General features: G+C 71.7%; 15 protein-coding genes. 12 read left to right on the forward strand and 3 right to left on the reverse strand.

The annotated features are described in order from the left end of the window. Window positions 1–7 precede the first annotated feature (7 nt). Complete coding sequence (locus ASG95_RS10200; RefSeq protein WP_162259394.1) at window positions 8–1,807, reverse strand: ABC transporter substrate-binding protein; 1,800 nt, start codon at window positions 1,805–1,807, stop codon at window positions 8–10. A 239-nt stretch (window positions 1,808–2,046) separates the two neighbouring features. Between ASG95_RS10200 and ASG95_RS10205 the strand changes: the two genes are divergently transcribed. The 9 genes from ASG95_RS10205 (at window position 2,047) to ASG95_RS21615 (ending at window position 10,356) form a co-directional block, all read left to right on the forward strand. Beyond that, window positions 2,047–2,730, forward strand: coding sequence for a response regulator transcription factor (locus tag ASG95_RS10205; RefSeq protein WP_057377389.1), 684 nt, complete (start codon window positions 2,047–2,049; stop codon window positions 2,728–2,730). Between the two features lie 80 nt (window positions 2,731–2,810). Next, complete coding sequence (locus tag ASG95_RS10210) at window positions 2,811–4,133, forward strand: HAMP domain-containing sensor histidine kinase (protein WP_057377390.1); 1,323 nt, start codon at window positions 2,811–2,813, stop codon at window positions 4,131–4,133. 13 nt (window positions 4,134–4,146) lie between these two features. Then, window positions 4,147–4,695, forward strand: a complete 549-nt coding sequence (locus ASG95_RS10215; RefSeq protein WP_056921132.1) for a GerMN domain-containing protein — start codon at window positions 4,147–4,149, stop codon at window positions 4,693–4,695. 352 nt (window positions 4,696–5,047) lie between these two features. After that, a complete protein-coding gene (locus tag ASG95_RS10220; RefSeq protein ID WP_057377391.1) occupies window positions 5,048–7,174 on the forward strand; it encodes a hypothetical protein in 2,127 nt (708 codons plus the stop codon). Window positions 7,175–7,272: 98 nt separating this feature from the next. Next, window positions 7,273–7,782: a hypothetical protein gene (locus ASG95_RS10225; protein WP_057377392.1), complete on the forward strand. Its 510-nt coding sequence runs from the start codon at window positions 7,273–7,275 to the stop codon at window positions 7,780–7,782. Window positions 7,783–7,969: 187 nt separating this feature from the next. Beyond that, window positions 7,970–8,434, forward strand: a complete 465-nt coding sequence (locus ASG95_RS10230) for a PPOX class F420-dependent oxidoreductase (RefSeq protein WP_057377393.1) — start codon at window positions 7,970–7,972, stop codon at window positions 8,432–8,434. Between the two features lie 41 nt (window positions 8,435–8,475). Then, a complete protein-coding gene (coaE, locus tag ASG95_RS10235) occupies window positions 8,476–9,666 on the forward strand; it encodes a dephospho-CoA kinase (protein ID WP_057378849.1) in 1,191 nt (396 codons plus the stop codon). Beyond that, entirely contained in the window at window positions 9,659–10,036 is a 378-nt protein-coding gene (locus ASG95_RS21610) for a YidH family protein (RefSeq protein ID WP_057377394.1), read from the forward strand. The genes coaE and ASG95_RS21610 overlap by 8 nt, the downstream gene beginning before the upstream one ends. Next, on the forward strand, window positions 10,033–10,356 hold the full coding sequence (locus ASG95_RS21615) for a DUF202 domain-containing protein (protein WP_057377395.1): 324 nt from the start codon (window positions 10,033–10,035) through the stop codon (window positions 10,354–10,356). The genes ASG95_RS21610 and ASG95_RS21615 overlap by 4 nt, the downstream gene beginning before the upstream one ends. Before the next feature lie 189 nt (window positions 10,357–10,545). Here ASG95_RS21615 and ASG95_RS10250 read toward each other — a convergent pair whose 3' ends face one another. Then, window positions 10,546–11,769: an MFS transporter gene (locus ASG95_RS10250; protein WP_235543726.1), complete on the reverse strand. Its 1,224-nt coding sequence runs from the start codon at window positions 11,767–11,769 to the stop codon at window positions 10,546–10,548. A gap of 93 nt (window positions 11,770–11,862) precedes the next feature. On the opposite strand from ASG95_RS10250, the gene uvrB reads away from it, so the two are divergent. From uvrB to ASG95_RS10265, 3 genes are all read left to right on the forward strand, one after another. After that, window positions 11,863–13,971, forward strand: coding sequence for an excinuclease ABC subunit UvrB (uvrB, locus tag ASG95_RS10255; RefSeq protein WP_057377396.1), 2,109 nt, complete (start codon window positions 11,863–11,865; stop codon window positions 13,969–13,971). A 153-nt stretch (window positions 13,972–14,124) separates the two neighbouring features. Beyond that, window positions 14,125–15,858, forward strand: coding sequence for an MFS transporter (locus ASG95_RS10260; protein ID WP_057377397.1), 1,734 nt, complete (start codon window positions 14,125–14,127; stop codon window positions 15,856–15,858). After that, on the forward strand, window positions 15,855–19,718 hold the full coding sequence (locus ASG95_RS10265; RefSeq protein ID WP_082592480.1) for an AAA family ATPase: 3,864 nt from the start codon (window positions 15,855–15,857) through the stop codon (window positions 19,716–19,718). Before ASG95_RS10260 ends, ASG95_RS10265 begins: the two co-directional genes overlap by 4 nt. Here ASG95_RS10265 and ASG95_RS10270 read toward each other — a convergent pair. Beyond that, window positions 19,709–20,653: a hypothetical protein gene (locus ASG95_RS10270; protein WP_057377399.1), complete on the reverse strand. Its 945-nt coding sequence runs from the start codon at window positions 20,651–20,653 to the stop codon at window positions 19,709–19,711. The genes ASG95_RS10265 and ASG95_RS10270 overlap by 10 nt on opposite strands. Window positions 20,654–20,787 lie beyond the last annotated feature (134 nt).

The raw sequence follows: 20,787 nt of genomic DNA on the forward strand, positions 1-20,787 counted from the left end.
GGTGTCCTCAGCCGCCCTGCTTGCCCGCGGCGAGCCACACGTTCGCGGGGTCGAACTGCTGGAAGGCGGGGATGAACACCGCGTTGTTCACCTGGGCCGCCCGGTAGTTCGCGGTGATCGGGTTGGTGATCGGGAAGAAGATCGCGTCGTCCATCACCTGGTGGTCGGCCTTGGCCCACAGGACCCTGGCCTCGTCCTCGGTCTTGGCCGTCGAGGCCTGCTCGATCAGCGCGTTGGTGGTCGGGCTGTCGTAGAAGCCGAAGTTGCTGCCGACCGGCGGGAAGGCCGCCTTGCCGAAGTAGAGCGGCTTGAAGAACGACAGCGCGGCGTTGCCGTACCAGTCGGCTCCCCACCCGGCGATCGCGATGTCCCACACGCCGCGCTGGGCAACGGTCGGCACCTGCAGGTACTTCGTGTAGAAGTCCGCGCTGGGCGACGGGACGCCGACGACCTTGATGCCGATCTTCGACAGGTCCTGCTGCACGGTCTGGAAGGACTTGCTCTGACCCTCGGAGGCGTTGCGGTACAACATCTTCAGCGTCAGGCCGTTGGGGTAGCCGGCTGCTGCCAGCATCGACTTGGCCTTGGCCGGGTCGTTCGGGTACGGGTCGAAGTTCTCCTCCCCACCGACGACGTTGCTCGGGAGGACGTGGGTGAGTGGCGGGTTGACCTTGGGTCCACCGAGCACCTGGATGATGTTGGTGCGGTTGAGCGCGTAGGACAGCGCCTGCCGCACCTCCTTCTTCTGCAACGCCTTGTTGTTGCTCGGCGAGACGGTGTTGTAGACGAGGTACGGGTTGTTCGACGAGCCCTCCCCGAGGTTCAGCAGCGGGTCCTTCTTCGCGATCAGGGCCGACAGCTGCGACGGCGGCGGGAACGTGTCGAAGGCCATGTCGGCGCTCGGGGTGCCGGTCTGGAGCTGCTGCTGGACCGAGTCCTGGCTGACCGTCTCGTTGATGACGACCTTGTCGACGTACGCCTTGCGGATCGGGTCCGTGGCGGCGTCCCAGGCTGGGTTGCGGCTGAAGGTGATGTTCTTCGTCGGGGTGTAGGAGTCGACCTTGTAGGGGCCGTCGGAGATGGTGTGCGCCGCCAGCTCGGGGCTGGCCGGCAGGTAGGCGTCGTACTCCTTGGGCGCTGGGGAGAAGGACGGCAGTGTGAGCATGTCGACGAAGTAGCTGGCCGGGTGGGTGAGCTGGAAGACCACGGTCTGGTCGTCCTTCGCCTGGAGACCGGCCACCGGGGTCTTGTCCACGTATGCCGCCAGGGCGGCGGGCGTCTTGGCCACCTTGGCGAAGCCGTCGCAGAACGACTGGAAGCCGACGATGAGGTCGGCGTAGTCCGGCAGGCCGCCGAACGGTTGGACCGGGTTGCAGGTGCGCTTGACGCCTCGCACCATGTCCTGTGCCGTCACCTGCCGCGCCGGGCTGGTGTCCCACTTCGCGCCCTGGCGGATGGCGATGGTGTAGGTCTTGCCGTCGGCACTGATGCCGTTGCCCTCGGTCGGGATCGCGGTCGCCAGGTCAGGGGCGGCCGTGGTGGTCTGGTCCTTGATGGCGGGATAGGTGAAGAGCTGGCGGCTCCACAGTCGTAGTGCGACGTAGCCACCCGAGTAGTAGCTGATGTTCGGGTCCATGTAGTCGACGTCGCCGACACCCAGCATGTTGAGGGTGCCGCCCTTGACGGCGGTGCCGCTGGTGGCCGACGAGCCGGTCGTGGTGCCGGTGCTGCTGGCGCAGGCAGCCAGTCCGAGACTCGCAGTGCAGGCGGTGGCCACCGCTGCGAGCCGACGTTTCCTGGGGGTCATCTCGTTCTCCTCGGGTGGGTGGACGGAGCTGGGTTGAAGGAGGAGCTGCCCGGTCGTGCAGGGCAGGTCGACTGCGAACCTAGGCACCGCACCGCAGCCGTGGGAGGGCGCGCCGGGAAGCGTCATGGGACCGCAAATGCGCTGTCACACGGCCCCTGGCTTCATGACGATTGCGTGACGGAACGCCATGAGCGACAGAACTTCCGGACGGCTCACGCGGGCGGTGTGATACTGACGACGTGACGCGGCGCGTGCTGCTGGTTGAGGACGATCCCCGGGTCAGGCGGGTGCTCCGCCTCGCCCTGGAGGACGAGGGCTACCACGTGTCCGAGGCGGCCACGGGGGAGCAGGGTCTGGCCGACCTGCCCCGCGAGGAGCCCGATGTCGTGCTGCTCGACGTGATGCTCCCGGACACCGACGGCTTCTCGGTGTGCCGCGAGATCAGGCACCGCAGCAACGTCCCGGTCATCATGGTCACCGCCCGCTCCGACAGCCACGACGTGGTCGCCGGGTTGGAGGCGGGTGCGGACGACTACGTGACCAAGCCGCTTGTCGCCAAGGAGCTCTCGGCGCGGATCCGCGCGCTCCTGCGACGGGTCGAGCCCGCCGTCGACCACCGCCCCCGACGACCCACGGTGGGCGACCTGTCGATCGGCCTCGACGACGGCGTGGTGCTCCGTGACGGGGAGCCAGTTGCCTTGACCCGCACGGAGTTTCGACTCCTGGCCGAGCTCGCCGTCGCCGAGGGGCGGATCCTGAGCCGTGAGGACCTGCTCGACAAGGTCTGGGGCTACGGCTACTTCGGCGACTCGCGGATCGTCGACGTGCACATCCGCCGGCTGCGGACCAAGGTCGAGCGCGACCCCGCCAGCCCTCGCTACGTGGTCACGGCCCGGGGGCTGGGCTATCGGCTGGCGGGCTAGTGGCCGGCGGGGGAACGGGCGCTGGTGCGCGGGGCCTGCGTCGGTTTCTTCCCGCCCGCAGGTTCGGGGTCCGGGGGCGGGTGACCCTGGGGTTCGGGCTGCTGGCGCTCGGGCTGTCGGCGTTGCTGTCCGGGCTGGCCTGGACCCTCGTGACGCGCACGATGGTGTCGCAGACGGAGCAGACCGCGCTCGTCGAGACCTCGCTCGACCGGGGTGAGGTGGAGACCGCCCTCTTGACCGGCGTCGCCGACCTGCCGACCGTGCTCGAGGGCGTGCCCGGCACCGACTCGGCCGCGGTGCTCGCCCACGTGGACGGGCGGTGGTACGCCACCTCGCCGAGCCTCGGGCCGGGCAGCCTGCCGACCTCGCTGGTGACGCTGGTCGGCGGCGGGCAGGAGGCCACCCAGCGGATCCGGGTCGACGGGACATTGCACCTCGCGGTGGGCCTGCCGTTGGACGGGGGCCGGGGGAGCTACTTCGAGATCTACTCCCTCGACGAGATGCAGCGGACGGCCCGCGCCCTGTCCCTGGGCCTGGTCGCGGCCGCCGTGGTCACCGTGCTGATCGGTCTGGGCGTCGGACGGTTCGCGAGCCGGTTGGCCCTGCGCCCGCTGACCGAGCTCAACCGCGTGGCCGCCGACGTCGCGGCGGGTCAGCTCTCGGCGCGCCTCGACGCCGACGGCGACCCCGACCTCGAGGAGCTGGCCGGCTCCTTCAACCGCACCGTGGAGGACCTCCAGCGCCACGTCGTGGCCGATGCCCGGTTCGCGGTCGACGTGAGCCACGAGCTGCGCACGCCGATGACGACCATGCTCAACTCCATGCAGGTCATCCAGAACCGCCGCGAGCAGCTGCCCGAGTCGGTGCGGGAGCCGGTCGACCTGCTGGCCGACGAGCTGGAGCGGTTCCGGGCCCTCGTCGTGGACCTGCTCGAGATCTCCCGCCACGACGCGGGCGACCAGGTGGTCCGGGAGACGGTCCGGGTGGGAGACCTGGTGCGCCGCGCCGCTGACGCCGCGGCCGGCCGGGTCGTCACCGCGGTGGACCCCGCCGTCGCCACCCTGACCATGGAGGTCGACAAGCGCCGCCTCGAGCGGGTCGTCGCCAACCTCGTCGGCAACGCAGAGACCCACGGAGGTGGGTGCACCGCCGTCCGCGTCGAGCCCGGCGCCCACCGGCTGCGGATCGTGGTGGAGGACGCCGGCCCCGGCATCGTCCCCGAACGCCGCGCGCGCGTGTTCGAGCGCTTCGCGCGGGGAGGGTCGAGTGAGCGCACCGGCGTCGGCCTGGGACTGTCCATCGTGCAGCGGCACGTGGCCCTGCACGAGGGCCAGGTGCTCGTCGAGGAGCGGCCGGGAGGAGGTGCTCGGTTTGTCGTGGAGCTGCCCACCATCTCGTCCTAGCCCGGTATGCCGCGTGGCCGGCATCGTGGTCGCCGTGGCACTGGGCCTGTCGGCGTGCTCGATCGGCACCCAGGCCGGTCCCGTCCCCGCCTCGGCCCCGACCACGACCGCGACGTCGTCGGGTCCGAGCCGTCAGGGAGTGCCGCTGACGGTGGCGGTCTACTTCGTGCAGGGCGACCACCTGGCCCGGCTGACCCGCACCGTGCCGCCCGGAGCCGGCCTCGAGCCGTCCTTCGTCGGGCTGGCCGTGCCGGTCACTCCGGCGATGGCGGCAGCCGGCATCCGCAGCGCCCTACCGATCGCCAGCACCCCGCTGCGTGGCGTCGTCGACGAGGACGGCGTGGCCCGGATCACCCTGCCGCCCGGCTTCGAGCGGATCTCCGTGCACGAGCAGTCGCTCGCCATGGCCCAGCTGGTGTTCACCGTGACGGCGAACAGCCTGGCGCAGAGCGTCCAGCTGGTGCAGGGCAGCCGCTCACTGCCGATGCCGGACCCCAGCGGACAGCTCGTGACGAGGCCGGTCACGCGAGTGGACTACGCGGCATACAACCCGCCGGGCTAGCAGCCCGGGCGGGCTCGTGGCCCGCGCGGTGGCCCGCGGCGGGATGTCTTCACGTCGTGAATCACGAGCAGTGCTGTCTTCACGTCGTGAATCACGAGGAGTGGAAGTTGAAGGATCTATCCACGATCTACGTCATTCTACTGATGGCGAACGCATGCGAGTGGCTCTATACCTGATGCTGCTGCGACAGCAGGGGGGGCCGACACCGTCGGATCCTGGCGCAGCACAGGGGATGTGTGTTCGTGACGTCGCGGTCCGCGGCCGTCCACCAGCGCAGGGGGCGCGGTGACGACCGGGGGACAGATGCGGGTCGCAGGCGGGCGGCACACAAGAGTCTTGGGGAGGACTCGGCATGAAATCAACCACCACTGGGCTGCGCCGTTCGGCGCGGTTCGCCACCGTGCTCGTCACGGCCGGGGCAGCTTTTGCTGCTGCCGCCGCGACGGCACAGACAGCCGCTTCGGCGGCACCATCGACCACCATCCAGAAGGCGCCCGTCGCGGCGGCCGTGGTCGATGCATCCGCACCGTCGGCCGCGACGGCCATCGCTGCGAAGGTGACACCCGGCAAGGGCGTCGCCACCGGTTCGAAGACCTCGGGCGTGGGCGGCGTCTCCGGAGCAGCGCCATCGACCTATGCACAGCTGACGGTGCACGGCGGCTACACCGCCTCGGGCGTCGGCCTGCGCAACCGGGGTGCCGGGTCGATCTACGTGTCCGGCGTTCCGTCCGGCGCCAAGGTCGTGGAGGCCTATCTCTACTGGAGCATCCTCGGCAACCGCGAGTCCTCGTCGTTCTCGGCAGGGACGTTCAAGGGTGTGCCCATCCGGGGCATCAAGGTCGGCCAGGGGGCCAGCCCCTGTTGGGCCGGCACGACGACCGGGTACGCGTACCGGGCCAACGTCGGCAGCTACGTGACCGGCAACGGCTGGTACTCCCTCAAGGGGTTCGCCTCGAGCCGGCACGACGGCGCCGACCCGTTCAAGACCCCTGCGGCGGCCCCGCTCGCCGAGGGCGCATCGCTCGTCGTCGTCTACGACAAGCCCAGCTACCCGCTGACCCAGGTCGTCGTGGCCAACGGCTACGGCATGACCTCAGGTGGCGCCATGACCACGTCGCTGCCCTTCGGCTTCTCGGCATCGAACCCGGTCGGTGAGTTCCGCACCACCTTCATCGGTGGGGACGGACAGTCCAACGCCAGCGAGCCGTTCAGCAAGGTCAACGGTGTCGACGTCTTCCCGCCGGACTGGGACGGCACCGACCGGCCGGTCCCGCGCTACAGCGCGGGCAACCTGTGGGACACGGACACCATCTCGTTCGGCCGCCTGGTCCACCCGGGTGACACCAGCGCGAGGTTCACGGTCGACGGTGGTCCGGACTGCCTTGCCTGGGTGGCCCAGGTCATGTCGGCGCGCTACTACGGCCAGATCGACACCGACGGCGACAAGCTGCTCGACGGGTGGGAGGCCAACGGCCTCGACTCCGACGGCAACGGCACCTTCGACGTCGCGCTCCCGGGTGCGACGCCGGTCCACAAGGACCTCTACGTCGAGATGGACTACATGGGGGCCGAGGCTGTCTGCCCGTGCCACCTGCCGCTCGCCGCAGACCTGAACCGCATCGTGGCTGCCTACGCAGCTGCCCCGTATGCCAACAACCCTGACGGGCTGACAGGCATCCGGTTGCACCTCGACGCCGGTGCGGCGCGTGGTGCTGCGTTCAACCTCGGTGGAGGCAACCTGGTGCCGTTCGACGCGGACCTCAACCCGGTCGCCGCACAGTTCAACGCGATCAAGTCCGCCAACTTCAACGCCGCCCGCGCCAAGGTCTACTACTACATGATCTGGGCCCACGGCTACGACGGTGGCAGCAGCAGCGGCAACGCCTTCAACATCCCGAACGACAGCTTCGTCGTGACGCTCGGGCTCTGGGGTGGCGGCGGCAGCTCTGACGCCAAGGTGGGCACGTTCATCCACGAGTTCGGGCACGACCTCGGACTCCGCCACGGCGGTGACGACCACGCCAACTTCGAGCCGAACTACCTGAGCGTCATGAACTACGCGTTCCAGGTGACCGGCATCCCGCGCACGGGAACCATCCCGCCGAGCTTCACCTACTCATCGTTCACCCTGCCGAACCTCAACGAGGCGGCCCTGAACGAGAACGCGGGGCTCGGGAGCGCCAGTGCCGCGACCTACCGCACCCGCTGGTTCTGCCCGAACGGCACGCAGCGCACCACCGTCGGTGGCGCGAACCTGCCGATCAACTGGAACTGTGACGGTGTCACCGGTGGGGTCGTCGCATCCGACATCAACAACGCCGGCGGCCTGTCGGTCCTGGGCACCCAGAACAACTGGGCGAACCTGACCTACGGCGGCGGCACGGTCGGTGGCGGGGTCTCCGCTGGGCTGAGCGCGACGGAGAAGGCTCCGCACGAGCTCACCTACCAGGAGGCGAAGGAGCACCACCTGCACAAGTGACCTCAGGGTCGACACCGGCTGGCGGGGAGCTTCGGCTCCCCGCCAGTCNGTCGGGCGACCGGGGGGAACCACGGTCCGAGGGGAGGCGTCGAAGTGTCATGAGCACCAACCTGTTCCGACAGCTGACCACGGTCAGCGCGACCTTCACGGTGCTGGCCCTCGCCGGGTGCGGCTCGACGGCTGCCGAGGACCACCAGCCCGAGGTCTCGGCCCCGTCGACGAGTGCCTCGGCAGCCAGGGTGTCCACGTCGACGAGTGCTGCTCCGACGTCGGTGCCCCAGGAGCTCACCGCCGAAGAGCAGCTGCGGGTGAACCCGCCACCACCGCAGCGGGTCTCCGTCAGCCGGGACGGCGCTGCCGTGAAGCTGACCTGGTCGCCGCCGCCGGCGGTGACCGTGCCGCACACCTACTCGGACGCCGTGGTGGAGTACCGCATCTACCGCACCGTCGCCGGTGGCGCCGAGCGCCTCGTGGGCACCAGTGCGACCCTCACCTTCACGGATGCGGAGCCGGGCGCCGGGACACCCCGGTATGCCGTGAGCAGCGTCCGCGAGCACGGCGTCGAGGGTCCGCGGTCGGACCCCGTCGCCGCGCCGGCGGCATCCTGACCCACCCTGCCCGGTCCCCGGGCGTCGGGCCGGGACCCCGCGACACCTTCGCGCTGCCTGCGTGGGTGGTCGGGCCGCAGACCGAGCTGGTGCTCCACGTCGGCGTGGTCCGCGGCGTCAGGGGGCTCGGCGTCACGGCGTGCACCGTCGCGGGGTGGTGGCACCTGGGGGTGTCTAGGCTCGGAGGATGGCACGCACGATCGCGACCAACACCCACGTCGACCTCGACGGGCTCCTCGACTTCGTCCGGCCCCGTCACCACATGCTCGTCATCACCAGCCGGGCCGACGGACGACCACAGGCGTCCCCGGTGACCGGTGGGGTCGACGACAGCGGACGCATCGTCGTCTCCAGCTACCGGGACCGGGCCAAGACCGTCAACGCGCGCAAGCGTCCCGACGTGTCCGTGGTCGTGCTCTCGGACGACTTCGGTGGCGCGTGGGTGCAGGTCGACGGGGAGTGCGAGGTGATCGACGCCCCCGAGTCGGTCGAACCACTGGTCGAGTACTTCCGCAACATCTCCGGTGAGCACCCCGACTGGGACGAGTACCGCCGGGCGATGGTCGACCAGGACAAGTCGATCCTGCGGATCACCCCGACCCGCTGGGGCCCGGTCGCCACCGGCGGCTTCCCGCCTCGCCTCGCTGACTGACTCGGCCGCCTCGCGACCGCCATGCGGATAGGGTGGTGGCCATGCTGCGCGTCGGCCTCACGGGAGGCATCGGATCCGGGAAATCGACTGTGGCACAACGGCTTTCGTTGCACGGGGCCATCGTCATCGATGCTGACCTCCTGGCGCGGGAGGTCGTCTCCCGGGGGAGTCGTGGCCTGGCCGCCATCGTCGAGCGGTTCGGTGACGCCGTGCTCGACGACGACGACGCCCTGAACCGCCCCGCCCTCGGCGCGCTGGTCTTCGCCGACGAGGCCTCGCGCCGTGACCTCGAGGCGATCACGCACCCCCTGATCGCCGAGCGCACCCGGGAGCTGGTCGCCGCGGTTCCTCCGGACGCGGTGGTGGTCCACGACGTCCCGCTGCTCGTCGAGAAGCACTACGGGCCCGGCTACCACCTGGTCGTCGTCGTGGGTGCCGACGAGGAGACCCGGGTGAAGCGCCTCATGCAGACCCGCGGCATGACGGAGGCCGACGCCCGCAGCCGGATCGCCGCGCAGGCGACCGACGACCAGCGCCGCGCTGCGGCGGACGTGTGGCTGCGCAACGACGGCCCCAAGGACGAGCTCCTCGAGGCGGTCGACCACCTCTGGGAGTCGCGACTCGTGCCGTTCGAGGAGAACGTCCGCGCGGGCACCCGGTCGCGCCGACCCGAGCAGCTGACGCTGGCGGAGCCAGACCCGACGTGGCCGGCGCAGGCGGCCCGCGTGGCCGAGCGGCTGCGGCTGGCCTTCGGCGAGCTCGCCCTGACCGTCGACCACGTGGGCAGCACCGCGGTGCCGGGGCTCATCGCCAAGGACGTCATCGACCTCCAGGTCGGGGTGCGCTCGCTCACCGACGCCGACGACGGGGCCCTGCTCGCGCGGCTGGCGGCGGCAGGCTTCCCGCGCTCGGAGGCGGTGGCCCACGACAGCTCCAAGGACGGCCTGCCCTGGCCGAAACGGTTCCACGCCAGCAGCGACCCCGGTCGCCCGGCCCACGTGCACGTGCGCGAGGTCGGCAGCCCTGGGTGGCGCTGGGCCCTGATGTTCCGCGCCTGGATGCGCGCGGTCCCCGAGGCGCGCCAGGAGTATGCCGCGCAGAAGCGGAGGATCGCGGCCGGCGGGGCGACCGTGACCGAGTACGCCGAAGCCAAGGAGCCGTGGTTCGACGCCGCGCACGACCGGGCCGAGGCGTGGGCGGCGGAGACAGCCTGGGACCCGTCAGGTGACTGAGCAGCGCCGGCCCGCGAGTGTCTACGGGGTCGGCGAGGAGCCGGACCCGCGGGCGTCCCTGGCCAACGAGCGGACCGCCCTGGCGTGGATGCGCACGGCGCTGGCCCTGGTCGGTGGCGGCATCGCTTTCGTGTCACTGGCGAGCCTGTCGACGCTCCCCGCCTGGGCCGCCCTCGTGGGTGCCGCGGCCTGCATCGGCGGAGCCGCCCTGGCCGTCCGGGCCGTCACCGCCTGGGCGCGGGTCGAGCGCGCGCTACGGCTGGGCCGACCGTTGCCCGCACCGCGGGCCCTCGTCATCCTCGCGGGAGGCGTCGTCGCCCTGGGTGGCCTCACCCTGGTCCTGGCGCTGGTGGAGGTCGCCGGGCGGTGAGCGACTTCCCGGACCGTGCTGCGCTCCAGCCCGAGCGCACCGCCCTGGCCTGGCAGCGCACGGCGGTCACCGCGCTGGTGGCCCTGGTGCCGCTCGTGCTCGTGGCACTGCGCACCGACCGACCGCTCCAGGCTGTGGCCGGTGCCGTGGCGATGGGGATCAGCGTCGTGCTGGTCGGGTCGGTGCGCCGCCGGTTCGGCCAGCTCCTGGACGACACCCGTGGCTACTCGCCGTTCCAGCCGATGGTCGAGATCGCCGTCGTGACCGTGCTCGCCGCCGTGGGGGGCGTCGTGCTCGGCGTCACCGCCTGGCTGGGCTGACCAGGGCCTGGAGGACCGTTGGGCGACCTGGCGCCCGGGTCCGAGGACCCACCGGCGACAGGGGTGTCTCCGTCGCCGGCGGGCGCCTCAGGGACCGGTTGTTTCCCTGCCCGGTCCTCCTGTGGGACAACCCAGCCCGCCATCCGTGACGCAGGGGTGGCCAGGAAGTCGTCGGTGGGTGTGCAGTCGTCAGCGATCGCGGAGGTCGTGCTCGTCCCGCACCGGGACCAGGGGCAGCGCCACCAGGGCGAAGACGGACGCGGAGGCGAACGTCACGGCATACCCGGTCCAGCTCACGAGGGCACCCGCGAGCGGGGGCACCGCAGCAGCGGTGAGGAACTGGCCGGTGTTCTGGACGCCGAGCGCCCGCCCTGACCAGAACGGCCCCGCGCGCTCGGCGACGGCGGTGAAGGCGAGGCCGTTGTCGGCCACCGTGACCGTCGAGGCGACGACGAGCAGGAGCACTGCGACGCCCCACCCCTCGTGGGCCGCGGCGCCGAGCAGGCCCATCGTCACGACGACGGCGACGGCAACCCACCGCAACGGGCGCATCCGGCTCCCGACCCGGTCGGACAGGTGGCCCACACCGATCCGGCCCAGGGCTCCGCAGACCTGGGTGGCGGCGACCAGGGCGCCCGCGGAGGCCGCCGACCAGCCACGGTCGGTGACCAGCCAGGCGAGCGAGTAGGTCCACACGAGGAACTGCGGCACGACCAGTAGCATCGAGACGCCGTGCACCCGCGCCAGGGTGTGGTCACTGCGGTAGGGGTTGCGGGCCGTGTCGACCGTGCGTCGGGGACGCGGCGGGTCCTTGACGACGACCGCCACTGCGACGCACGCGAGCGCGGCGGCCGCAGCCGGCACCGCCAGCGCCACCCGGATGCCGTGGTGCTCGGCTAGCACCGCCATGGTCACCGCGGCGACCGCCACCCCGAGGGGTTGCGCCATCTGGCGGATGCCCATCGCGAGCCCTCGCCGGCCCGCCGGGAACCAGCCGACCACGACCCGCCCGCTGGCGGCGTTGGCGCTCGCGGCGGCAGCGCCCGCGACGAACAGCCAGGCGCACCAGCCCACCGGCCCGTGCGCCGTCGTGCTCGCGAGGGCGGCGAGGGCGGTGACCCCGAGCCCGGTGACGAGGGCCAGTCGCTCGCCCCCACGGTCGACGACCACGCCCCACGCGACGAGCGTGAGCATGACGCCCACCATGGGCGCGGCGCTGACCAGTCCGGCCGCGGCCAGCGAGAGCCCTTCGCGGGTGTGCAGGACGGGGATGAGGAAGGCGGGGCCGTGCAGGGCGACCGCTGACGCGGTCTGGGCGAGCGTGCTCACCGCGAGCATCGCCCACCGACGGCCGGCCCCCACGTCCGGGGACGGTGAGGCGGTCCTTCCGTGCGAGCTCGTCGCGGTGGCCACGCTCCAGTCCTACGCCTCGCGCGGTCGGCCGTGCAGGCCGTCTCACCGCATCCTGAGACGGGCACTGTCGGAGGGTCGGCCTACGCTGGACGCATGCGTCCCACGACAGACCTGCAGCGCACGGTCGCCCCGTTCGAGGTGATCTCGGACTTCGAGCCCGCCGGAGACCAGCCCACCGCCATCGCCGACCTCGCGACGCGGATCCGGGCGGGGGAGAAGAACACCGTGCTGCTGGGTGCGACCGGCACCGGCAAGTCCGCGACCACCGCGTGGCTGGTCGAGCAGGTGCAGCGCCCGACCCTGGTGATGGCGCCCAACAAGACGCTGGCGGCCCAGCTGGCCAACGAGTTCCGTGAGCTGCTGCCCAACAACGCCGTCGAGTACTTCGTCTCCTACTACGACTACTACCAGCCCGAGGCCTACATCCCGCAGACGGACACCTACATCGAGAAGGACTCCTCGATCAACGACGAGGTCGAGCGGCTGCGCCACAGCGCCACCAACTCGCTGCTCACCCGTCGGGACGTCATCGTCGTCGCCTCGGTCTCCTGCATCTACGGTCTGGGCACCCCCCAGGAGTACGTCGACCGGATGGCCCGGCTGCGGGTCGGCCAGGAGGTCAACCGCGACGACCTGCTGAGGCGCTTCGTCCAGATGCAGTACACCCGCAACGACCTGGCCTTCACCCGCGGCACCTTCCGGGTGCGGGGCGACACGGTCGAGATCATCCCCGTCTACGAGGAGCTCGCCGTCCGGATCGAGTTCTTCGGCGACGAGATCGAGCGGATCTACACCCTCCACCCGGTCAGTGGCGAGATCATGCACGAGGAGCAGGAGATGTACGTCTTCCCGGCGACGCACTACGTCGCCGGTCCGGAGCGGATGGAGCGGGCGATCCGGGGGATCGAGCTCGAGCTGGCCGACCAGCTCGCGGCGTTCGAGAAGCAGGGCAAGCTGCTCGAGGCCCAGCGGCTGCGCATGCGCACCACCTACGACATCGAGATGATGCGCCAGGTCGGGTCGTGCTCGGGCATCGAGAACTACTCGATGCACATCGACGGCCGGGGCCGGGGGACCGCCCCGAACACCCTGCTCGACTACTTCCCGGAGGACTTCCTCCTGGTCATCGACGAGTCGCACGTCACCGTGCCCCAGATCGGCGCGATGTACGAGGGCGACATGTCGCGCAAGCGCCAGCTCGTCGACCACGGCTTCCGGCTGCCCTCCGCGATGGACAACAGACCCCTGCGGTGGGAGGAGTTCCTCGACCGGATCGGCCAGACCGTCTACCTGTCGGCCACGCCGGGCCCCTACGAGCTCGCGCAGAGCGAGGGGATCGTCGAGCAGATCATCCGCCCGACCGGGCTGATCGACCCCGAGGTGGTGCTCAAGCCGACGAAGGGTCAGATCGACGACCTGCTCCACGAGATCGGCGAGCGCGTCAAGGTCAACGAGCGGGTGCTCGTGACGACGCTGACGAAGAAGATGGCCGAGGACCTCACCGACTACCTGCTCGACAAGGGGGTGCGGGTCCGCTACCTGCACAGCGAGGTCGACACCCTGCGCCGGGTGGAGCTGCTGCGCGAGCTGCGGATGGGGGAGTACGACGTCCTGGTCGGCATCAACCTGCTCCGCGAGGGACTCGACCTGCCCGAGGTGTCGCTGGTCAGCATCCTCGACGCCGACAAGGAGGGCTTCCTGCGGTCGGCCCGTTCGCTGATCCAGACCATCGGTCGCGCGGCCCGCAACGTGTCCGGCCAGGTGCACATGTACGCCGACAAGATCACCCCGTCGATGCAGGAGGCGATCGACGAGACGCAGCGCCGCCGTGAGATCCAGATCGCCTACAACCTCGAGGCCGGCGTCGACCCGCAGCCACTGCGCAAGAAGATCGCCGACATCACCGACCTGCTCCAGCGCGAGGACGCCGACACCGAGGCGCTGCTCGGGTCGGGTCGCAGCCAGTCGCGCGGCAAGAACGCCAACCGGGGCGGGCGTGGCGCCCTCCAGGCCGATGCCGGCGTCGCGGCCGACCGGTTGCGCAACCTGCCGGCCAACGACCTCGCCAACCTCATCCAGGAGCTCTCCGCCCAGATGCACCAGGCCGCCGCGGACCTGCACTTCGAGCTGGCGGCCAGGTTGCGTGACGAGATCGGCGACCTGAAGAAGGAGCTTCGCCAGATGTCGGCGGCCACCCAGTAGCCGTTTGCGGTGGATTGCCCCCTCGTGAGGGCTTTCCCGGTGATCGTGCGTCATTTGCGTGATGACAGGGCGTGGTGTCGGGTGCCAGCCTGAGCACCGGAGGTGCGCCATGGGTGCTGGTCGCTGCTGGGTCGACGGTCCCGCGTGAGTGTGATGGGCCGCGCCGTCGCGGAGTCGTCGACGGCGGTACGTACGGTCTTCAGCAACGGCAACCTGCGCCGGATCATGCTCGCCTTCGGGGGTTCGCTGATCGGCGACTGGGCCTACGCCACCGCCATCTCGGTCTGGGCGTTCGGTGTCGGCGGCGCCAAGGTGCTCGCGCTCTGGGCGGTGGTGCGGTTCATCCTCATGGCGGTCTGCACCCCCTTCGCCGCGACCTTCGTCGACCGGTACTCCCGCAAGGCGATCATGGTCGGGGTCGACGTGGTCCGGTGCGTCCTCCTGCTGGGGATCGCCGCTGGGCTGGCCACCCTGCCGCCCGTCGTGGTGTTCGTGCTGGCCGGGATCGTGTCCATCCTCGGCACCCCGTTCCGACCGGCCCAGCGAGCCATGCTCCCGTCCCTGGTGGCGCGGCCCGAAGAGCTCACCGCAGTCAACGGCACGTCGAGCACCTTGGAGAGCCTGGCCTTCTTCGCCGGCCCCGCACTGGCCGCCGGCCTGCTCGCGCTCACCTCGGTGGAGGCGGTCCTCGTGTTCGACGCGGCCACCTTCCTCTGGTCGGCCGTGCTGGTCCGGGGCGTGCACGCGCTGCCCACCGCCTCCTCCTCCGCCCCAAACGGCGCGGACTCCGGTGTGTCCTCCGCCGAGGCCTCCGACGATGACTCCCCGGGGGCCCCTGGCGCCCCTGCGGACGCCGCCGCCGACGAACCGGCGAAGCCACGGTTCGCGTTCCTCCGGGAGACGACCGCCGGTTTCGGGCACATCTGGCGTGACCGCGACCTGCGCGTCCTCGTGGCGCTCACCTGCGCGCAGACCCTGGTCGCCGGAGCCTCCGCGGTCTTCGTGGTGGCGGTGGCCTTCGACCTGGTCGACCTCGGTCCGCCGGGCGTCGGCTTCCTCGACTCGATGCTCGGCGTAGGAGCCCTCGTCGGCGGCTTCGTGGCGCTGGCGCGGGCCTCGCGACAGCAGCTCGGTCTCGACTTCTGTGTCGGCGTCGTCCTGTGGTCGCTGCCGCTCGTCATCGTGGCGGTCTGGCCGACCGTCGCCGCCGCCGTCGCCGTGATGCTGCTGCTGGGGCTGGCCAACCCACTGGTCGACGTCAACCTCGACACCCTGCTCCAGCGCCTCACCCCGGACCACCTGCTCGGCCGGGTGTTCGGCACGCTGGACTCGGCCTACATCGGCTCGATGGCGATCGGGGCCGCGATCATGCCGTTGCTCATCGCACTCGTCGGACTCCAGTGGGGGATGGGCGTCCTCGGGCTGGCCGTCACCGCGATGGTGATCCCGGCCGTGCCCCGGATGCGTCGCCTCGACCTGACGCTGCAGGCTCCCGAGGGACTGGCGCTGGTCGAGGGCGTGCACATGTTCGCCCCGCTCGACCGCACCGCCCTGGAGGGTCTGGCCCGGCAGCTCACCCGCGTCGAGGTCGAGGCCGGCGCGCTGGTCTTCGACGAGGGCGATGCGGGCGACCAGTTCTTCATCATCGAGTCGGGTGCGGTGGAGGTCTGGCACGACGGCACCCTGCTGCGGCGCGAGGAAGCCGGCGACTACTTCGGCGAGATCGCGCTGCTGCGCGACGTGCCCCGCACCGCGCAGGTGCGGGCCGTCGCTCCGACCGTGTTGCGTGGACTGGACCGGAAGGCCTTCCTCGAAGCCGTCCTGGGCAACTCCGAGGCGGTGACTGCCGCTGAGACCGTCGTGGCGCGACGGATCCTCGCAGGATGACGGTGGACGACCTCGGCGACCGGCTCGGGCCCTACCTCCCGAGCCTGTTGCGCGGTGGCGTCCCGGCGGAGCCCGACCCGGCGTCGTGGACCGTCACTGGCACGCTCGTGATGCTGGACATCAGTGGCTTCACCCGGCTCACCGAACGGCTCGCGACCCGGGGGAGGGCGGGCGCCGAGGAGCTGAGCGACATCCTCGACCTCGTCTTCGGCCCCCTCGTGGAGGCGGCCCTGGCCGAGGGCTGCGACCTGCTCAAGTGGGGTGGTGACGCGGTCCTCATGCTGGCGGTGGGACCGCACTCGGGAGTGCGGGCCGCCCGTGCGGCCGCCCTCATGCGGGCCGCCCTCGCCCGCGTGGGCCACCTGCGGACCTCGGTGGGGCCGGTCGTCCTGCGCGCATCGAGCGGCGTGGCCACCGGCGACGTCCACCTGGTCCTCGGTGGTGACCCGCGGATCCACCGTGAGCTCATGGTGCTGGGGCCGGTCACCAGCCGGGTGGTCAGGACTGAGTCGGCCGCAGCCCCGGGCCAGGTGCTGCTCGACCCCGCGACGGCGGCGCTGCTGCCCGCCCGCTCCGTGGGTGCCGCCACGGGTCCGGGCTTCCTGTTGCGGAGCCTTCCCGCGCCTCCCGGACCGGACCCGGGCGGCGCGTCCGAGTCGATGGTCCCCGGGTTCGACGGCAGCGTCGAGGTGACCGCACCGGGGGTCGTCCTGACCGACCGGGCGCACCTGGTGCCCAGCCAGCTGCGCACCCACGTGGCCAGCGGGCCGCACGAGCCGGAACACCGCGTGGCGACGGCTGCCTTCGTCCGGTTCTCCGGCACCGATGGGCTGCTCGACCGGGACGGGCCGGCTGCCGTCACCGCGGCCGTCGACGAGCTCGTGCGCAACGTCCAGGACGCCACCGCGAGGCACGGCGTGTCCTTCCACGAGACCGACATCGACAACGACGGCGGCAAGCTGATGCTCGTCGCGGGCGCGCCGCAGAGCACCGGCGACGACGTCGACCACCTGCTCTCGACGGTACGGCTCGTCGTCGACCGGGCGGGGCGGCTCCCCCTGCAGGTCGGGGTCGCGCAGGGGCGGGTCTTCACCGGTGACCTCGGGCCGGCGCTGCGGCGGACCTACTCGGTCAAGGGCGGGGCGGTGAACCTCGCAGCCCGCCTCGCTGCGCGGGCCGAGCCCGGCACGATCAGCCTGCCGGCCGAGCTGCTCGAGCACAGCCGGACGGTCTGGGAGCTCGGGCCGAGCTCGGCGCTGCGGCTCAAGGGCCTGTCCGAGCCGGTGTATGCAGTATCGCTGGGTGCGGCCACGTCGCGGGTCCTCGACCAGGCCGACACGGCCATGGTCGGCCGGGCCGCCGAGCTCGCCCAGGTCAGTGCCGCCCTGGATGCGGTGGCCGACGGGATCGGCCGGGTGGTCACGGTGGTGGGCCCACCGGGGATCGGGAAGACCCGTCTCGTGTCCGAGGTGCTGTCCGGGGCGTCGGACTTCCTGGTGCTCACTGCGGAAGGTGGGCACAGCGGCGGCAGCGCCCCCTATGCCACCATCCGGCTGCTGCTCGCCCAGGCGCTCGGGCTCGGCGACGACCTCGACCCCCCGGCTGCGCTGCGCAAGGCGGCCGTCGTCGTCGGGGCGACGCACCCGCACCTGGTCCCGTCGCTGCCGATGCTGGGCATGGTCTTCGGCCTCGACCTCGACGCGCCCGCCGCCGAGGGCGAGCTCGGTGAGGAGTTCCGCTCGGATGCCCTGCACCGCCTGGTGCTCGAGGTGCTCGAGGCCGCCTTGTCGACCCCGACCGTGCTGGTCGTCGAGGACGCCCACCTGGTCGATGGCGACAGCGCACGAGTCCTGGAGCAGGTCGCCGCACGCTCCGCAGACCAGCCGTGGCTGCTGCTGACGACCCGACGGACGATCGAGGAGGCACCCCCGGGCAGCCTGGTCGTCGAGCTCGGCCCGCTCGACATCGACGCCAGCCAGCAGATGACCGAGCTGGTCGACCCCGACAACCCGCTGGCACCGGGAGCAGCCAAGGCGCTGGTGGCCCGTTCGGGGGGCCACCCGCTCTTCCTGCGCGAGCTGGTCCTGGCCGCCACCCGCGGAGAGCGGATCGACGAGCTGCCGCTGTCGGTGGAGGAGCTGGTGTCGGTCCAGATCGACGGCCTCGCCCCGGGGCGACGGTCGTTGCTGCGCCGGGCGGCCGTCCTCGGGGACTCGTTCACGCTCAACCTGCTCGCGGGCCTGGTGCAGCCGGACGCCGCGGCCACGCTCCGCAGCGACGTCGCCGCGCTCTCGACCTTCCTCGAGCCGCAGGGCGCGCGCCGCTGGCGGTTCCGCCATGCGGTGCACCGCGAGACGGCGTATGCCGGCCTCCCGATGAAGGTGCGCAGCCGCCTGCACGGCCAGGTCGGTGACGTCCTCGCCCGCTCGCCGGGTGCCATGGAGCGTCGGCCGGAGGTGCTGGCGCACCACTTCTACGCCGCTGGTCGCTACGAGCAGGCGTGGCGGTGCGCCCGGCTGGCCGGGGTGAAGGCGTCCCTCGCCGCGGCCCCGGAGGCGGCCGCCCAGGCCTATGCGCTGGCCGCCGAGGCGGCCCAGCAGTCCGGCACCGTCCCGGTCCCGGAGCGGGCTGCCGACCTCGAGTCGTGGGGAGACGCGCTCTTCCTCTGCGGCCGGTCCGGCGCCGCGGACCGGGCCTACGCGCGGGCCGGCCGGCTTCGCTCGGGCGAACCGGTCAGGTCGGCCGCCCTGGCGCTCAAGGCGGCCAAGGTGGCTCAGCGCCAGGGGCGGCACCCGGTCGCGCTGCGGCGCACCGCCGTCGGTCTGCGCCTGCTGGAAGGCACCACCGACGCGCAGGCGGTCGCGGCGCGGGCGCGGCTGCTGGCCCGTCGCAGCGTCGTGCTGATGAGCCAGGGTCGCTACCGGGACGCGTCCCGCAGCGCCGACGAGGCGGTCCGCGCAGCCGTGGCCGCGGGCCAGGATGACGCGCTCGCCCAGGCCCACCTCGTCCTGCACGGCGTGGAGGTCTTCACCGGGTCGAGCTCCGACGTCGACCACGGTGGCACGGCGCTCCGGCTCTACGCCGGGCTGGGCGACCTGAGCGGTCAGGCCCACGCCCACAACAACATCGCCATGCGTCGACTCCTCCAGGGGCGGTGGACCGAGGCACTGGAGGGTTTCCAGCGTGCCGCGGCCGACTTCGACCAGGTGGGCGATGTCGCGAACGCCGCCAACGCGGCATACAACAGCGCTGACCTGCTGAACCGGCAGGGCAGGCCGCAGGAGGCGCTCGAGGTGCTCACGGGGGTGCTGCGCATCGCGCGAGCCGTCGACGACGAGGAGCTCCGTGCGCTGGTGCTGCGCGAGCAGGGCCGCGCCCACCACCGCGCCGGACGGCCCGAGGAGGGGGAGGCGCTGCTCACCGAGGCGCGCGCCCACTTCCACGAGCTGCACGAACCACACGAGGTCTGTGAGACGGACATCGCCGCGGCCGAGGGCCAGGTCCTGGCCGGGCACTACGACGACGCGGTCGTGGCTACCGACCGAGTCCTCGAGGCGGTCACCCGGCTCGGCGCGGCGACCCTCCTGCCCGCCGTGCACCGGGTGCGGGCCAGCGCCCAGGTGCTGCAGGGTGACCTGGCGGCTGCTTGGACCTCCCTGCGCGAGGGACTGGCCGCCAGCTCGGCCCCGGACCTCGCCCACGAACGCGGCTTCCTGCTGGCCGTGCAGGCGCACCTGGAGTCGCTGGACGGAGAGCGGCGTGGTGACCACGGCTCCGCCGCCGACGCCGAGCATGCCCTGGAGCTGCTCGGGGTCGTCAGGGCCCCCCTACCGTGGCTGGCTCCCGTCGATCACGGGTAGCTGCCCCGGATGTCGTAGGTGAAGAGGATGACGCTGTAGACGTCGCCGGCGTTGTCCCGCGTGGACTGCACCGTGTCGCGGCAGACGCTCTGCCCCGTGCCCAGCACCCCCTTGGCCGGACAGTCCTCCACCTGGGTGAAGGCTCCGGTGTTGGTCAGGTCGACGACGAGCGGGAACGAGCTCACGCCGCCCTGCCCGCAGAGCGTCTTGTCGCAGGCCAGGACGAAGGTGGCCGGTGCCGTCTGCGTGTAGAGCGGTGCGCCGTTCTCGTCCTTGAGCGAGACCTCCGCGGTCACGAGCCGGGCGGTCGTGCCCGACCTCGTGCGGCAGGAGAGGATGGTGTCGCAGGAGCCGACCGACATCAGGACGGTGCCGTTGCCCCCGTTGGGCAGCTGGAGGAAGCCGCAGACCGGCGAGGTGGGGCTCGGCGCCGGGCAGCCCGGGTCGGTGACGTTGAGGTTGCTGCGCGGTGAGGCCTGCGCCTTGACCGCGGTCGCGGCCACGTTGACCGTGGTGGTCGTGCCGCTCAGGGCGGCGCCGGAGACGACGTCGACGCCGAGCTTGACGTTGTTCCCGAACGGCGCGTAGACGGCGCCGGAGATCGTGCCGCGGCTGCTGGTCTTGGGGATGGTCCCCTCGAGGACCCCGGACAGGGTGCCGGAGCCGGTGACGAGCCGGAGCCGGACCGTGGTGTTCTGGCTGGGCACGAGCGGCGCACCCAGCGGGTCGCGGGCCTCGACGACCACGGTGAACGGTCGTCCGGCGACCGCACCGACGAGCCCGGTGCCCTGGTCGGCCACCGAGATCACGGCCAGCGAGCCCTTGACCGGTCCCGCGAAGGCACCGGGTGTCATCACCAGCAGCATCGACGCCCAGACCAGCGCGAGGACGGACAGGACCGAGAGGTGACGCAGGCGCGATCTGGATAGGGACATGGTCGACCTCGGCTCAGGGCGGCGGGTGGGTTGATCAATCGTGGCGCCCTGACGTCGTTTGCCTGTACCTCACTTGTCCTAGCCCGCTTGCGCGAGTTGAGAGCGCTTCGTCCTCTTTAGGCTCGGTTCGAGAG

Origin of the sequence: Phycicoccus sp. Soil803, assembly GCF_001429685.1 — a bacterium.
In the GTDB taxonomy this organism is placed as follows: Bacteria; Actinomycetota; Actinomycetes; order Actinomycetales; family Dermatophilaceae; genus Pedococcus.

Coding starts and splice junctions, on each gene's coding strand:
- ASG95_RS10225 (WP_057377392.1), top strand. CDS start 7,273: ATGAGCACCAACCTGTTCCGACAGCTGACCACGGTCAGCGCGACCTTC.
- ASG95_RS10265 (WP_082592480.1), top strand. CDS start 15,855: ATGACGGTGGACGACCTCGGCGACCGGCTCGGGCCCTACCTCCCGAGC.
- ASG95_RS10230 (WP_057377393.1), top strand. CDS start 7,970: ATGGCACGCACGATCGCGACCAACACCCACGTCGACCTCGACGGGCTC.
- ASG95_RS10220 (WP_057377391.1), top strand. CDS start 5,048: ATGAAATCAACCACCACTGGGCTGCGCCGTTCGGCGCGGTTCGCCACC.
- ASG95_RS10260 (WP_057377397.1), top strand. CDS start 14,125: ATGGGCCGCGCCGTCGCGGAGTCGTCGACGGCGGTACGTACGGTCTTC.
- coaE (WP_057378849.1), top strand. CDS start 8,476: ATGCTGCGCGTCGGCCTCACGGGAGGCATCGGATCCGGGAAATCGACT.
- ASG95_RS10200 (WP_162259394.1), bottom strand. CDS start 1,807: ATGACCCCCAGGAAACGTCGGCTCGCAGCGGTGGCCACCGCCTGCACT.
- uvrB (WP_057377396.1), top strand. CDS start 11,863: ATGCGTCCCACGACAGACCTGCAGCGCACGGTCGCCCCGTTCGAGGTG.
- ASG95_RS10270 (WP_057377399.1), bottom strand. CDS start 20,653: ATGTCCCTATCCAGATCGCGCCTGCGTCACCTCTCGGTCCTGTCCGTC.